Source organism: Fibrella arboris, from assembly GCF_041321095.1.
Classification (GTDB): domain Bacteria; phylum Bacteroidota; class Bacteroidia; order Cytophagales; family Spirosomataceae; genus Fibrella; species Fibrella arboris.
This window is the reverse complement of record NZ_JBGGWE010000006.1, coordinates 242,268-255,939: the sequence shown is the minus strand read 5'-3', so window position 1 is coordinate 255,939 and position 13,672 is coordinate 242,268. Positions and strand designations below refer to the sequence as shown.

Below are 13,672 nucleotides of genomic sequence, written 5' to 3'. Positions count from 1 at the left end.
ACCTGGCTCATACGCTTCAGATTCCCACTCCCCATGAAATTACCTGCTTCTATATCCATCCTCTCGCTGTTAACCGCCGTAGCGCTGAGCAGCTGCGAAACGGTGATTGACGCCAACATAGCATCGGCCCCGTCGCAACTGGCCGTCGATGCCTGGTTAACCGATCAGCCCGGCGAGCAACAGATCAGGCTGACGCAGACCGTCAATTATTTCAACAATGCTACCCCTACGCCTGCCTTAAGCGCCAGCGTGACCGTGGGCGACAACACCGGTCGGCTCTTCAGCTTCACCGACCCAGACCAGGACGGCGTATATACCTGGAAGCCCGCGAATGCCCAGGACACGACTAAACTTGGGGTGATTGGACGTACCTACGGCTTGCAGATTCAATACCAGGGCGAAACCTATGTAGCCGTTTCTCAGATGCCGCGCATTCCCCGTATCGACTCGCTGACGTTCTTCAAAGATCGGGTAACGCCTGTATCATCCGAGGAGGGCTATCGGGCAGAATTTTATACGAATGACCTGGCTGGTGCGGCCGACTATTACTACATCCGGTTTTACCGAAACGGGAAGTTGCAGGTGCGTACCCAGGATATCATACTAGCCTATAACGGGGCGTTCCGGGGAAGTGCCGACACCGACGGGCTAATGTTCATCCGGCCGATCAGGCGGTCGATCAATCCAGAGAAATTATACGCGCTGAATGACTCTGTCCGCGTAGAGCTACGGACAATAACGGCCGATGGGTATTTGTTCTGGGAGTTATTGAAAGCCCAGTTGCAGAACGCAGGGCTATTTGCAACGCCGCCATCCAACGTACCTACGAATATTCGGAACCAGAAAACAGGTGGTCAGGCGGCCGTAGGTTTCTTCCTGGTGTCGCCCGTCCGCACGCGTACGGCGGTGGTGGCGAAAGAGAACCTACGCAACGGGGCGTGACAGGCCAACGATTTTGCGGCCGAGTACGTAAACAGCCATAGCACCAATAATAAACAGGCTGGCCGAAACGGTTAAAAACACGCCAACGAAGGCGAAGCACGTCAGAATAAAGAGGAGCAGGCTTTTCATGAATACGGCGATTAGAATAAAACTAATTCTTCTAATCGCCGTGCAATTTTTGTGCCAACTTGTTGAGCAGCAGAGGGAATTTTGTCTTCTATCGTCCCGACGACCGGAGGGATCCTGAGGGTAGCCTGACAGCAGGAATAAGCCACCGCAAGCTCCCTCCGGTTGTCGGGACGAAAAAAAAACTTAGCTAAAGCACGTCTACGCAATCTTAGCCTTCAGGTACTCGATCACCACGTTTAGCCCTTTCTGGTAGTGTATATTATTGGGAATCACGATATCCGCTTCGGCGCGGTAGGGCTTGATGAACTGCTTGTAGGTTGGTTTCACATGATTTTTCCAGCGATACATCACGTCATCGAGGTCATAGCCGCGCTCTTCGGCATCGCGTTTTACCCGCCGTTCCAGCTTGATGCTGTTTTTGGCGTCGATAAAAATCTTCAGATCCATCTGGTCGGATAGCTCCCGGAAGTGAAACACGAAAATGCCTTCCACCACAATGATCGGGGCGGGCGTAAAGGTCAACATCGTTGGAACGACATCCGGATTATTGAACGTGTATTCCTTCTGCGTGACGGTCTCGCCCCGGCGCAACTGCCCGATATGTTCGGCGTACAGGTGATGATCGATCGTTTCGGGCATATCGAAGTTATGGATGCCCTGATCATCGACGGCAATCTCGTGGAGGCTGCGATAATAATTGTCCTGTGAAATCAGGCAGACCTGATGCGGTTGAAAGGCATTCAACAGCCCCTTTAGAAACGACGTTTTGCCGGACGCGCTGCCGCCGGTGATGCCAACAATGTATGGTTGCACAAGTATTGATGAATAAGTCTGGAAACAACTGGCTGCCCAACGTACCTGGCCATCCTTATACAAAGGTACGTCAGACGCGTAGTTCAATGTCAAGGTGTATGGCCGAAGCGGGAAAAGTTCAGAGGTGTAGGTCGTGCCAGCGATACGGAAGCAATAGACCGTTGACTTTTAGGACGAAAACGCTTGCGTAATCAAGCAGAACACTGTTCCTTTACAGCGTGATTACGCAACCAGCGAAATTTCGCTAAAAGAATAATGATTCCAGAAGCCCCTGCCACGCAACTGAACCGGTTTAGCCAGACGCTTACCCAGAAAATGGATAACCCCGCCGCCAAAGCCATGCTTTATGGCGTTGGGTTGACCGCCGACGACATGCAGAAGCCCCAGATTGGCATTGCCAGCACGGGCTATGAAGGTAATACCTGCAACATGCACCTCAACGGCTTGTCGGTCTATGTAAAACAGGGGATTCAGGCAAACGGGCTGGTAGGGCTCATTTTCAACACCATTGGCGTATCAGACGGCATGACCAACGGCAACGATGGCATGCGTTATTCGTTGCCCAGCCGTGACCTCATCGCCGACAGCATTGAATCCGTGGTGATGGCGCAGTGGTACGACGGCGTGGTGACGGTGGTGGGTTGCGATAAGAATATGCCCGGTGCCATCATGGCTATGGCCCGCCTCGACCGGCCCGGCATCATGGTCTATGGCGGTACCATCCGGTCAGGTCAATATAAAGGGCAGAAACTCGATATCGTATCGGCGTTCGAGGCGTTGGGCAAGAAATACGCAGGCAACATTTCCGACGAAGACTACGAAGGCGTTATCCGCAATGCCATTCCCGGCGCGGGTGCCTGTGGGGGCATGTATACGGCCAACACCATGGCCAGCAGCATTGAAGCGATGGGTCTGAGTTTGCCTTTCAGCAGCACCTACCCGGCTACCCACGAAGGGAAACAGGAAGAGTGCAAGAAGATTGGCGCGGCCATGCGCATCCTGCTCGAGCGCAACATTACACCGGCCGACATCATCACGAAAAAGTCGCTCGAAAACGCGCTGACGATCGTGATGGCCTTGGGCGGTTCTACCAATGCCGTGTTGCACTATCTGGCCATTGCCCGATCGGCCGGCCTCGATCTGTCGATCGACGATATTCAGGCGATCAGCGACCGGGTGCCACTTCTGGCCGACCTGAAGCCAAGCGGCAAGTATTATATGGAGGATATGCTGGCGATCGGCGGTGTGCCGGCGGTGATGAAATACCTGTATCAGAACGGGATGATCCACGGCGATTGCCTGACGGTGACCGGTAAAACAGTAGCCGAAAACCTGGCCGACGCACCCGACCTGAATTTCGAGACACAAAGCATTGTCCATTCGTTGGATAACCCCATCAAGGCAACGGGCCATATCCAGGTTCTGCGCGGCAACCTGGCCCCTACGGGTTCAGTAGCGAAGATCACGGGTAAAGAAGGGCTGCGTTTTGAAGGCACCGCCAAAGTGTGCGAACATGAAGGGGAGGTGATCGACGCCTTATCAAAAGGCGAGATCCTGCCCGGTCAGGTCATCGTGATTCGGAACAGCGGCCCCAAAGGTGGCCCCGGTATGAGCGAAATGCTGAAGCCAACATCGGCTATCATGGGTGCCGGGCTTGGCGACAAAGTGGCCTTGATCACCGATGGTCGTTTCTCGGGTGGTACCCACGGTTTTGTGGTCGGTCACGTAACGCCCGAAGCGTTTGAGGGTGGCCCGATCGCGTTCGTAAAAGATGGCGACCGCATTACCCTCGACGCCGTTGGCCGCGAACTGACGCTGCATATTTCAGACGAAGAAATGGCCGACCGTCGTAGCCGCTGGACACCGCCCGCTCCGTTATTCACGAAAGGCGTATTGGGTAAATACATTCGCAGCGTGAAATCAGCCAGCGAAGGCTGCGTAACGGATGAGGCTTAGTTTGCGTTACTGATAAAGCGCTGATCGACAGGCATATGAACGTCATTGAACAAACAGTTGAACCTAAAAATGGCGCTATTGATCTACATATTCCTGTTCCAGAAGGAGGGGAAGATTGCGCCGTCAAAGCAGTGATCATTTTTGAGAAAACGGACGTACCTGTTAGCAAAAACAAGGTACAGGTTTGAGTAAGCACAAAGGCGCTTTCGCGCATTTGCCACTTGTCTGAACCCATCATTCTTCAAACCGTTAAGCTCCGACGGCATTACAAAGGATTGAAACTGCCAGACGCCATTATGGCAGCTACAGCCATTGCTCATGACTTTACATTGCTGTCGACCAATGATAGTGATTTCAACAAGATAACGGACTTAAGATACCGAAGTCTAACCGCCTGATTCGATGTATACCGACACTGTTCACACGCTTCCCAAAGGCTTTGCGGCCATAGAAATTGCCAGCAAGTCCATCCGCTTTTCGATGCCGTCTGACCTACAGACCGGGGCGTTGTTGAAAGCGCTGGTCGGGTCGAAGCCGAGGGCGCGGGTGCTGGAGATCGGTACCGGTACCGGTCTGGCAACGGCATGGCTGCTGGCCGGTATGGATGCCGACTCGTCGCTGATTTCGATTGACAACGACGCCACTTATCAGGCCGTTGCTGACAATATCCTGGGCGACGATGCCCGCCTGCAATTGCTGTGCACCGACGCAGGTGCGTGGCTGGAAGACGAACAGCAACAGTTCGACTTCATCTTCGCCGACGCCTGGCCCGGTAAGTACGCCAATCTCGACGCTGCGCTGGGTACGTTGTCGGCGGGTGGTATGTACGTCATCGACGACATGCTGCCGCAACCCAACTGGCCGGAAGGGCATGCCGACAAGGTAGATAAACTAGTGGCGGATCTGGAAAGCCGCGACGACCTGCAGCTAGTCAAAATGGCCTGGTCGACCGGAATACTGATCGCTACGAAGAAGTAAACGATTACATACAACGAACTGAACAGCATACTATACACGCACCACTCTATGGAAACGGTCAGCGTCTTACCTGAATTAACAATCGAACCGGCTGTAGAGACGCAACAGATTGCGTCTTTGATGTCGGGTTCGGAGGCCCTCATGCGCTCGCTGGTGGCCGAGAAGGTCGATACCATTTTTGGGTATCCTGGCGGAGCCATCATGCCGGTGTATGATGCACTCTATGATTTTCAGGACCAGATCAACCACATTCTGGTACGCCATGAGCAGGGCGCCGGCCACGCCGCACAGGGCTATGCCCGGATGCAGGGCCGCGCCGGTGTGTGCCTGGTTACGTCGGGTCCTGGTGCCACTAACCTGGTTACCGCCATTGCCGATGCCCTGATCGATTCAACGCCATTGGTGTGTATTGTGGGGCAGGTGGGCAAAAAACTGCTGGGCACCGATGCCTTTCAGGAAGCCGACGTGATGGGCGTAACCATGCCGATCACGAAGTGGAACTACCAGATCACGAGTGCCGACGAGGTGCCCGAGATCATGGCCAAAGCATTCTACATTGCGCAGTCGGGGCGGCCCGGACCGGTGCTGATCGACATGACCAAGTCGGCGCAACTGGAATTGATGACGCAGCCATTTGTGTACGAACGTTGCCAGACCATCATCAGCTACCGGCCACGTCTGGTGCCGAAGCAGGATCAGGTCGAAGCGGCCGCCAGACTGATCAACGAGGCAAAACGCCCTTATATCTTCGCGGGTCATGGCGTACAACTGGCCAAAGCCGAAGCTGAATTGCTGGCTTTTGCCGAAAAAACGGGTATTCCCGTGGCCACCACGTTGCTGGGCCAGTCAACCATTCCAACCAATCACCCAAACTACGTGGGCTGGCTGGGGATGCACGGTAACTACGGCCCCAATGCACTGACCGATCAGGCCGATGTGATCATTGCCATCGGTATGCGGTTCGACGACCGCGTAACGGGCGATGCCAGCAAATACATCCGGCAGGCCAAAGTCATTCACGTTGAGATCGACCCCGCCGAAATAGACAAGATCATCAAGGCGCATGCGCCAATCGTTGGCGATGCCAAAGAAGTGCTGAAAGCATTACTGCCACTGGTCAATGCAAACGACCATACGGTCTGGCGCAACGAGTTCCGCAAGTACGACGCTATCGAGAATGAGGCGATCACCGCGCCAGAGCTGTCGGGGGATACCGAGAAGATCAAGATGGCGGAGGTGATTGACCTGCTTTCCCGGAAAACCAACGGTGATGCCGTACTGGTTACCGACGTGGGGCAGCACCAGATGATGGCCTCACGCTACTATCAGTTCCGGCAGAAAAACAGCCTCGTAACCTCGGGCGGCATGGGGACGATGGGCTTTGCGCTACCCGCCGCGTTTGGGGCGCAGGTGGCCGCTCCCGACCGGCAGGTAGTAGCCATCATTGGCGATGGCTGTTTCCAGATGACCTTGCAGGAACTGGGCACGATTGTGCAGAATAAACAACCCGTAAAAGCGATCATCCTGAACAACAACTTCCTGGGTATGGTACGGCAGTGGCAACAACTTTTTCACAGCCGCCGCTACTCATTCGTAGAGCTGCAAAACCCTGATTTCGTGACGATTGCGAAAGGCTTCGGCATGGCTGGCCATACCTGTAACGAGCGCGAAACCTTGTCCGATTCCCTCGATCAGATGCTGGCTCACGACGGCCCGTATCTGCTGGAGGTGATCGTTGAAAAAGAAGAAAACGTGTTCCCGATGGTACCAGCCGGCGCCAGCGTGTCACAGATCAGACTAAAGTGAGTTTGCGGTTTTCTGTTGCTTCGCTTCTCAAAGCCAGATACGTTGGCAAGCAACGCAACAGAAAACGGCAGACTGAAAACTTTAACAGAATTTCATGGCCACTATCCATCGGTTTGAGGACTTGAATGCCTGGAAAAAGCGCGAGGGTTAGCTAAAGCAATTTTCGAAGTGACAGGCCAAAAACCGTTTTCTACAGACTACGATTTAGTCAGGCAGATAAGGCGAGCCAGTGGTTCGGTAATGGATACTATAGCGGAAGGGTTTGGTCGGGGCGGACAAGGAGAGTTTAGTCAGTTTCTGGGCGTGGCTAAAGGCTCAGCTACTGAAGTGAACTCTCAACTATACCGAGCGCTTGACTGTAGATACCTTTCGGCCGAAGTTTTCCAACGCCTTTATGAGCAGGCCGATGAGACAGCAAAAATTATAGATGGCTTCATCATCTATCTTAATAAAACGGATGGCAAAGGTCGTCGATATGCACATGAGCCCGAGGCTGTTTACAGGGTTCAGCCTAACGAAACAGAAGACAGTGAACAGCAAACAGTAAACTGAGAAATGACAACCTATACCATTTGCATTTTCACGGGTAACACCATCGGGTTGTTGAACCGGATCACGATCATCTTTACCCGGCGGCGGATCAACATCGAGAGCCTGACGGTGTCGGAAACCGAGCGGAAGGGCGTGTCGCGCTTTACCGTCGTTATCCGGCACGAGTCGCGCGATGAGGTGGAGAAGATCGTGCGGCAGATTCGGAAGATCGTGGAGGTGTTGGCTGTGTTTGGCTACCTCAACGACGAGATCGTGTTCAACGAAATCGCCCTGTTTAAGATCTCGACGCCGCTTGGCAGCAAGCCGCTCGATGTGGAAACCATCAACAAGCGGCACAAAGCCTGGGTGGTGTATTGGGGCCTCGATTACGTGGTGATCGAGAAGACGGGCAGCGAGACCGAGATTTTTGCCTTTTTCGAGTACCTGCGTCAGTACGAAATCCTGGAGTTTGTCCGCTCGGGCCGCGTGGCCGTTGGCAAAACGGAGAAAGGCCTGGTCGAGTACCTGCCCGAAGCAGATTGGGCGTACTACTTATAGTGTTTTTTGTCATCCCGACCTAGGAGGGATCTTGAGGTTAGCCTGCCAGTAGGATAGAGAAACCTCAAGATCCCTCCTGACGTCGGGATGACAAAAGAGCCGGGATGATAAAAATTGACACTAACAGAGTCGAAACACTACAATTAATTTTTACAATCTAAATACAGTACCTAGCATGGCACAGATTAACTTCGGCGGAACAGTCGAGAATGTTGTAACCCGCGAAGAATTTCCGCTCGAGAAAGCCCTCGAAACACTTAAAAACGAAACAATCGCCGTAATCGGTTATGGTGTACAGGGCCCCGGCCAGTCACTCAACATGCGTGAAAATGGCTTCAACGTAATCGTTGGGCAGCGCAAAGGCAAGACGTACGACAAGGCCGTGGCTGACGGCTGGGTTCCCGGCGAAACGTTGTTCGAAATAGAAGAAGCCCTCGAAAAAGGAACGATCATCTGCTTCCTGCTGTCAGATGCCGCTCAGATTGAACTGTGGCCAACGGTGAAGGCTGCTCTGAAGCCTGGTAAATCCCTGTATTTCTCGCACGGTTTCGGCGTGACCTACAAGGAAAAAACCGGTATTGTTCCGCCCGCCGATGTTGACGTGTTCCTGGTGGCCCCGAAAGGCTCAGGTACGTCGCTGCGTCGTTTGTTTGTGGAAGGAAAAGGCCTGAACTCGAGCTTCGCCGTGTATCAGGATGCCAGCGGAAACGCCCGTAACAAGTGTATCGCCATGGGGATCGGTGTTGGCTCGGGCTACCTGTTCGAAACCGATTTCTACAAAGAAGTAACGTCTGACCTGACCGGCGAGCGGGGTACGTTGATGGGCGCCATTCAGGGCATTTTCGCGGCTCAGTACGAAGTGCTGCGTGCCAACGGCCACAGTCCATCCGAAGCCTTCAACGAAACGGTGGAAGAACTGACCCAGTCGCTGATGCCACTCGTAGCCGAGAACGGCATGGACTGGATGTACGCCAACTGTTCGACCACGGCCCAACGCGGTGCCCTCGATTGGTGGAAGCCTTTCCGCGACGCCACGAAGCCTGTTTTCGAGCAACTGTACAACTCGGTAAAAACCCAGGAGCAGGCCGAAATCAGCATTACCCGCAACTCACAGCCCGACTACCGCGAAAAACTCGAAGTAGAACTGGCCGAACTGCGCGAGTCAGAAATGTGGCAGGCCGGTGCCGCTGTACGGAACCTACGCCCAGAACGGAGCTAATCAGTAACAGACTAAGTAAAGTTGAGTGCCCTTACCTTTAACGAATTGTTTTGGGTAAGGGCATTGTTTATTTTACACTACGTATCCGCGGCGCTTTTGCGGGCTACTCTCATCAACTATGATCGACTCTGAAAAAGCTGTTCAACTTCCTGATCTTGACAACATCTATCTGGCCGCCGAACGGTTAAGGGGCGTTGCTTCTCATACGCCTTTGCAGGAAAATCTAAACCTGTCGGAGCGTTACGGAGCCACTATTTTCCTGAAGCGGGAGGATTTGCAGGTGGTGCGGTCGTACAAGATTCGGGGAGCGTATAACAAAATGGCCAGCTTGTCGGCCGATGAACTGGCGAAAGGCGTTGTATGTGCCAGTGCCGGTAACCACGCGCAGGGGTTGGCTTATGCCTGCCGGAAGATGGGCGTAAAGGGCACGATTTTCATGCCGACAACTACGCCCAACCAGAAAGTAAAACAGGTAAAACTGTTTGGGAAAGAGTTCGTCAACGTGGTGCTGATCGGCGACACCTACGACGACGCTTTCCACGCGGCTACCGAGTACGTACAGACCCACGACAGCACGTTTGTTCATCCCTTCGACGATGTGCTGGTGATGGAAGGGCAAGGCACGGTTGGGCTGGAAATCTTCAAGGATTCTAATTTCAAGATCGATTACCTGCTCATGGCCATCGGTGGGGGCGGACTGGCTTCGGGCGTCTCAACCGTATTCAGGCAGCTCAGCCCCAAGACGAAACTCATTGGTGTAGAGCCGCTTGGGTCGCCATCGATGAAAATAGCGATCGAAGAAGGCCACGTGGTGACGCTCGACCACATCGACAAGTTTGTGGATGGGGCCGCCGTGAAACGAGTAGGCGATACTACTTTCGAAATCTGTCGCCGTAACCTCGATCGGGTGTTGTTGGTACCGGAAGGGAAGGTGTGTACCACTATCCTGGAACTCTACAACGAGGAGGCCATCGTGGCCGAACCTGCCGGGGCGTTGAGCATTGCCGCGCTGGATCTGATCAAAGACGAAATCAGGGGCAAGAATGTGGTTTGTCTGGTGGGTGGCGGTAATAACGACATTACCCGAACCGAAGAGATCAAGGAACGGTCGCTGTTGTACGAAGGATTGAAACACTACTTCATCATCCGATTTCCACAACGCGCTGGTGCCTTCCGCGACTTCCTGGAGCTAGCCCTTGGCCCCAACGATGACATTACGCTGTTTGACTACGCCAAGAAAACAAACCGCGAACGCGGCTCCGCGCTGGTGGGTATCGAACTGAAAAGCAAAGCCGATTTCGACCCGCTGATCGAACGCATGAAAGAGGCCAAAATCCAGTTTGAATACATCAACGACAAACCCACTCTGTTCGAATTTCTGATCTGACGAAGCCATGATAACCGCCGTTCAAACTAAAGAGCAGGCCTTCGAGCGCATGCAGTCCCATCAATCGGCGTTGAAGCAATTCGGCGCGGCTGGGCTTATTCGGGTCGTTTGTGCGCGGCGAGCAAACGGATGCGAGTGATATCGACTTCGTGGTGGAGTTTCAGGAAGGCAGAAAGAAACTTCATACTTTTCTGGACCTTGCTGACTATCTGGAAACGTTGACGGGGCGCAAAACCGACGTTTTAACCTGGGAGGAAATGGCTGATTTCGTTCGTAGACACGTAGCAAATGAAGTTGAATACGTCACCTTTGCTTCCCTCTAATGCTGCTTCGCGAGGTAGGCTCAGGGCCTACCTCGCGAAGCAACGTTGAGAAACGTCCACTTTCTTTAGTAGAATGCACTTTTCATATGCTTCGCGTCCCCTCGTCTATACAACCCCATCAGTTTCAGTCGCTGACCATTCAGCGACCGGACTCGGCTGGGCCTGATGACTCGCGGTCCGACGGGGCGCGGTCCGACGGGTCGGAGATGACGTTTGTGGCGTATCGCAGCGATGTATACCCCGAACGGAACGAGATTTTCTTCGAGGAGCACGCCGTAGTGGTGGTGCTGGAAGGCGAGAAGAAATTTAGCTCACCCACGCAGGAACTGCACGTCCGGAAAGGCGATATTCTGTTCTTTCAGCGGGGGTGTTACTCGATGAATGAATCCATCGATGTGAATTACCGGAGTCTGGTATTTTTCGTGAACGAGCGGCTCCTGAAAGAGTTTGTCAGCCAGCATATTACTCTATTTCAACGTACCCCGCGTGGATTCGCCCAGACAGGTTTTGAACCCCTGCCCGAGGCGGCAATTCTGTCATTTGCTTCCTCAGGTACGTCCGTGCCAGGTACGTTCACCAACTTCATTCAGTCGCTGCTGCCGTATTTTGGATCGCACACGCCCTACCTGAACGAACTGCTCCGGCTGAAATTCCAGGAACTGCTGCTTCACCTGTTTGAACTCGACACGACAGATCAGCTTCGCACCATTCTCTGGCACCTCTATCAGGGCCAGAAAACCGACCTCGACTACCTGATGAGCACGTACCTGCTCAAACCGCTGTCGATGAACGAGCTGGCCCGGATCTCGGGCCGTAGCCTATCGGCCTTCAAGCGCGATTTCGAGGAACACTTTCACACCTCGCCCGGCCACTGGATTCGCCGTAAACGCCTCGAACACGCCCATTTCCTGCTTCGCAATACCGACAAGAACGTTTCGGAAGTCAGCATGGAAATCGGCTATGAAAGCGTGTCCCACTTCATTAAAGCCTACAAGCAGCAGTACGGGTTTACCCCGAAACGAGTGCTAGCCTCTACAGAAACTAAGTAGGGTATCATTTCAGCCGTTCTAGATTATCTAAATCATTTTGATCTCGGGCGCGACCAGCCGCTCGTTTAGCCTGGAGCAGATGATTGTAATGAATGAGGCGAATGAGCAAACCATCAACGTCAACATCAGAAGCTTGCTCGTATGCTTCGCTGAATGAAAGGCCTTTTATGGCTGTAATGATGTCAATCGCAACTGGTTGTCGACCAAATGTAAAGACGTCTAAGGCTGGATTAGTCAGGAAATTGTCGGCTGTCATATCGAACATTGACATTCCGAAAATGGCAAAAGCTTGACTTAATCGGAGATAGTTATCTAATGACTCTCAACCCAAATGTCCATGTCGCCTGTAGTACGACTATATCCGTGTAGAATTACTGAGTAACCGCCAACCAGAATGTAACGTACCTGAACTTGGCGAAGGGCTTTGAGGAAATCCTGAAAATCGTCGTTGAACAGATTCGCCATATCAATGCGAATGTTTACGCGCAGAGAACGCCGTTCTGTCCAGGCTTGGAGGGTTCTCTACATTATAGCGGTAAGCAACACTGTTCAGGTAAGCCGCCGTACGAAGCCGTTCAGCATAGGTGGCTGGCTGGCACTCAGCATGATACTGCGCTGTCTGCTCGTGCGTGCCAGCGTGAAAAGCGGTTCTATCAAGGCGATAAGGCATAAACAAAGATAAACGTCCAGGCTCAATAGGCCTATTTACGCTTACGCAATACCGACAAGAACGTCTCGGAAGTGAGTATGGAAATCGGCTATGAAAGCGTGTCCCACTTCATTAAAGCCTACAAGCAGCAGTACGGATTTACCCCGAAGCGGGCCTTGACCGCATAAAGAGAGGTTGTCACGGACTTTTAGGTACGTTGCCGGGGCCCACTGCGCAAAAGCAATGCGAGCGGCTAAGTGGCAGGCTACCAGAGATAGGAGATCGATAGATATCTGCTAGCGAAAATATTGGTTACTTTGAGGCAAACTATACAAGCTGTTATGAAGCCACTTCTGTTTACTGCCCTGTTCCTGCTTGGTGTGGCGTTTCACGCTCAGGCGCAAAGCACCCCGAAACGAGACCGGATCAAGTACCTTTTTGTGCTTATGAAGCAGGATTCCCTGGTGTTGAAGCAGATGGATGCCACCATAGACATGGCCCGGAGCCTCTCAAGAATGAGAACGGGAATGGCAAAGCAGCTGGTCGGCGCAGATAGTGTTCGCATACCGATCGATTCAGCCATGCTAAAAAGGCATGATGCGTTTATGCAAAAGATGGTCAAGGTGGCGAAAGAAAATACCCTGAAGCTGCTCAATGAAGATATGGTCGAGGTCTATGACCAGCACTTTACAGCGCAGGAAATCGACGCGTTTTGCACGTTTTATCAAACGCCGGCTGGTCGCAAACTGATCGATAGTACGCCTGCTATTTCAAAAGACATCATGATGCGTTCGATGAATAAGTACCAGCCCGAGATCATGAAGTTGTTCAAGGAGTACATGGACGAGTCGAAGCGAGAGATTGACCAGAAATATAAATGAGAACGTGATAGGCCGCTCTGTTGGCGTTCAGTTCAGCGATAGAATAGATCGATTTAACCCATTGACCGCCAGCGGTTCCAGTTGAGGCCAAATCTCTTTGCGGGCTATACAGATCGTTACCAGTGGCACTGTGCGGCGGCTGTGTTCGGGGTGTGGGATCTGCCGTATAGTGGGTGGAGAGACCACCACGTAGTGGCCCGAATGCTCGGGATTGCCGAATGAGGTTACCCTAAATTCAGCCCCATATCTATAGTCGCCACCAAGGGCCGATTCCCTATCTGTCCAGATGTCGGGCTTTATATGAATGGCTTCTTTAGGGTCGAGGCTAGTATAGCATACAAAGCGCAGGAGCACCTCCGGCTTGAGTATGCGTGCATTGTTGTCCATCTGTAGGTTGCAGTTATTGGGCAACCAAGATAAGCAAGAGTTTAATACAAGTAAAATATAATAC

At 52.8% G+C, this 13,672-nt stretch carries 17 protein-coding genes and 1 pseudogene; 14 read left to right on the top strand and 4 right to left on the bottom strand.

Going from position 1 to position 13,672, the window contains the following annotated elements:
* Window positions 1–33 precede the first annotated feature (33 nt).
* Complete coding sequence (locus ACAW75_RS13180) at window positions 34–942, top strand: DUF4249 domain-containing protein (RefSeq protein ID WP_370729192.1); 909 nt, start codon at window positions 34–36, stop codon at window positions 940–942.
* Here ACAW75_RS13180 and ACAW75_RS13175 read toward each other — a convergent pair.
* On the bottom strand, window positions 925–1,071 hold the full coding sequence (locus ACAW75_RS13175; RefSeq protein WP_370729191.1) for a hypothetical protein: 147 nt from the start codon (window positions 1,069–1,071) through the stop codon (window positions 925–927). The two genes, ACAW75_RS13180 and ACAW75_RS13175, sit on opposite strands and share 18 nt — an antisense overlap.
* A gap of 198 nt (window positions 1,072–1,269) precedes the next feature.
* Complete coding sequence (gene udk / locus ACAW75_RS13170; RefSeq protein WP_370729190.1) at window positions 1,270–1,884, bottom strand: uridine kinase; 615 nt, start codon at window positions 1,882–1,884, stop codon at window positions 1,270–1,272.
* 255 nt (window positions 1,885–2,139) lie between these two features.
* Here udk and ilvD point away from each other — a divergent pair, with 255 nt between their 5' ends.
* The 11 genes from ilvD to ACAW75_RS13115 all read left to right on the top strand — a co-directional run bounded on the left by ilvD (window position 2,140) and on the right by ACAW75_RS13115 (window position 11,691).
* Window positions 2,140–3,840: a dihydroxy-acid dehydratase gene (gene ilvD / locus ACAW75_RS13165; protein WP_370729189.1), complete on the top strand. Its 1,701-nt coding sequence runs from the start codon at window positions 2,140–2,142 to the stop codon at window positions 3,838–3,840.
* A 35-nt stretch (window positions 3,841–3,875) separates the two neighbouring features.
* Window positions 3,876–4,028: a hypothetical protein gene (locus ACAW75_RS13160; protein WP_370729188.1), complete on the top strand. Its 153-nt coding sequence runs from the start codon at window positions 3,876–3,878 to the stop codon at window positions 4,026–4,028.
* A gap of 33 nt (window positions 4,029–4,061) precedes the next feature.
* Window positions 4,062–4,238, top strand: coding sequence for a PIN domain-containing protein (locus ACAW75_RS13155; RefSeq protein WP_370729187.1), 177 nt, complete (start codon window positions 4,062–4,064; stop codon window positions 4,236–4,238).
* A 4-nt stretch (window positions 4,239–4,242) separates the two neighbouring features.
* Window positions 4,243–4,818, top strand: a complete 576-nt coding sequence (locus ACAW75_RS13150; RefSeq protein ID WP_370729186.1) for an O-methyltransferase — start codon at window positions 4,243–4,245, stop codon at window positions 4,816–4,818.
* A gap of 48 nt (window positions 4,819–4,866) precedes the next feature.
* Complete coding sequence (ilvB, locus tag ACAW75_RS13145) at window positions 4,867–6,624, top strand: biosynthetic-type acetolactate synthase large subunit (protein WP_370729185.1); 1,758 nt, start codon at window positions 4,867–4,869, stop codon at window positions 6,622–6,624.
* A 168-nt stretch (window positions 6,625–6,792) separates the two neighbouring features.
* The gene (locus ACAW75_RS13140; protein WP_370729184.1) at window positions 6,793–7,176 is read left to right on the top strand and encodes a four helix bundle protein; all 384 of its coding nucleotides are present in this window, start codon (window positions 6,793–6,795) and stop codon (window positions 7,174–7,176) included.
* Between the two features lie 3 nt (window positions 7,177–7,179).
* Complete coding sequence (gene ilvN / locus ACAW75_RS13135; RefSeq protein WP_370729183.1) at window positions 7,180–7,713, top strand: acetolactate synthase small subunit; 534 nt, start codon at window positions 7,180–7,182, stop codon at window positions 7,711–7,713.
* A gap of 175 nt (window positions 7,714–7,888) precedes the next feature.
* A complete protein-coding gene (gene ilvC / locus ACAW75_RS13130) occupies window positions 7,889–8,932 on the top strand; it encodes a ketol-acid reductoisomerase (RefSeq protein ID WP_370729182.1) in 1,044 nt (347 codons plus the stop codon).
* Between the two features lie 118 nt (window positions 8,933–9,050).
* Window positions 9,051–10,319 carry a threonine ammonia-lyase gene (ilvA, locus tag ACAW75_RS13125; RefSeq protein ID WP_370729181.1) on the top strand — a complete coding sequence of 423 codons (1,269 nt, stop codon included), beginning with the start codon at window positions 9,051–9,053 and terminating at the stop codon, window positions 10,317–10,319.
* Between the two features lie 110 nt (window positions 10,320–10,429).
* Window positions 10,430–10,642, top strand: coding sequence for a nucleotidyltransferase family protein (locus ACAW75_RS13120; protein ID WP_370729180.1), 213 nt, complete (start codon window positions 10,430–10,432; stop codon window positions 10,640–10,642).
* A gap of 86 nt (window positions 10,643–10,728) precedes the next feature.
* Window positions 10,729–11,691, top strand: coding sequence for a helix-turn-helix transcriptional regulator (locus tag ACAW75_RS13115; RefSeq protein WP_370729179.1), 963 nt, complete (start codon window positions 10,729–10,731; stop codon window positions 11,689–11,691).
* 4 nt (window positions 11,692–11,695) lie between these two features.
* On the opposite strand, the gene ACAW75_RS13110 is transcribed toward ACAW75_RS13115, so the two are convergent.
* Entirely contained in the window at window positions 11,696–11,947 is a 252-nt protein-coding gene (locus ACAW75_RS13110) for a hypothetical protein (RefSeq protein ID WP_370729178.1), read from the bottom strand.
* 443 nt (window positions 11,948–12,390) lie between these two features.
* Between ACAW75_RS13110 and ACAW75_RS13105 the strand changes: the two are divergent.
* Together ACAW75_RS13105 and ACAW75_RS13100 are read left to right on the top strand one after the other, a co-directional pair.
* Window positions 12,391–12,528: pseudogene (locus ACAW75_RS13105) on the top strand (AraC family transcriptional regulator); the annotation flags it as partial.
* Between the two features lie 153 nt (window positions 12,529–12,681).
* A complete protein-coding gene (locus ACAW75_RS13100; RefSeq protein ID WP_370729177.1) occupies window positions 12,682–13,221 on the top strand; it encodes a DUF2059 domain-containing protein in 540 nt (179 codons plus the stop codon).
* A gap of 27 nt (window positions 13,222–13,248) precedes the next feature.
* On the opposite strand, the gene ACAW75_RS13095 is transcribed toward ACAW75_RS13100, so the two are convergent.
* Window positions 13,249–13,608 carry a hypothetical protein gene (locus ACAW75_RS13095; RefSeq protein WP_370729176.1) on the bottom strand — a complete coding sequence of 120 codons (360 nt, stop codon included), beginning with the start codon at window positions 13,606–13,608 and terminating at the stop codon, window positions 13,249–13,251.
* Window positions 13,609–13,672: the final 64 nt, after the last annotated feature.

Bases quoted from the DNA above. Each gene is read 5' to 3' on its own strand.
- ACAW75_RS13180 (WP_370729192.1), top strand. From the start codon at position 34: ATGAAATTACCTGCTTCTATATCCATCCTCTCGCTGTTAACCGCCGTA.
- ACAW75_RS13175 (WP_370729191.1), bottom strand. From the start codon at position 1,071: ATGAAAAGCCTGCTCCTCTTTATTCTGACGTGCTTCGCCTTCGTTGGC.
- ilvD (WP_370729189.1), top strand. From the start codon at position 2,140: ATGATTCCAGAAGCCCCTGCCACGCAACTGAACCGGTTTAGCCAGACG.
- ACAW75_RS13160 (WP_370729188.1), top strand. From the start codon at position 3,876: ATGAACGTCATTGAACAAACAGTTGAACCTAAAAATGGCGCTATTGAT.
- ACAW75_RS13150 (WP_370729186.1), top strand. From the start codon at position 4,243: ATGTATACCGACACTGTTCACACGCTTCCCAAAGGCTTTGCGGCCATA.
- ilvB (WP_370729185.1), top strand. From the start codon at position 4,867: ATGGAAACGGTCAGCGTCTTACCTGAATTAACAATCGAACCGGCTGTA.
- ilvN (WP_370729183.1), top strand. From the start codon at position 7,180: ATGACAACCTATACCATTTGCATTTTCACGGGTAACACCATCGGGTTG.
- ilvC (WP_370729182.1), top strand. From the start codon at position 7,889: ATGGCACAGATTAACTTCGGCGGAACAGTCGAGAATGTTGTAACCCGC.
- ilvA (WP_370729181.1), top strand. From the start codon at position 9,051: ATGATCGACTCTGAAAAAGCTGTTCAACTTCCTGATCTTGACAACATC.
- ACAW75_RS13115 (WP_370729179.1), top strand. From the start codon at position 10,729: ATGCTTCGCGTCCCCTCGTCTATACAACCCCATCAGTTTCAGTCGCTG.
- ACAW75_RS13110 (WP_370729178.1), bottom strand. From the start codon at position 11,947: ATGACAGCCGACAATTTCCTGACTAATCCAGCCTTAGACGTCTTTACA.
- ACAW75_RS13100 (WP_370729177.1), top strand. From the start codon at position 12,682: ATGAAGCCACTTCTGTTTACTGCCCTGTTCCTGCTTGGTGTGGCGTTT.
- ACAW75_RS13095 (WP_370729176.1), bottom strand. From the start codon at position 13,608: ATGGACAACAATGCACGCATACTCAAGCCGGAGGTGCTCCTGCGCTTT.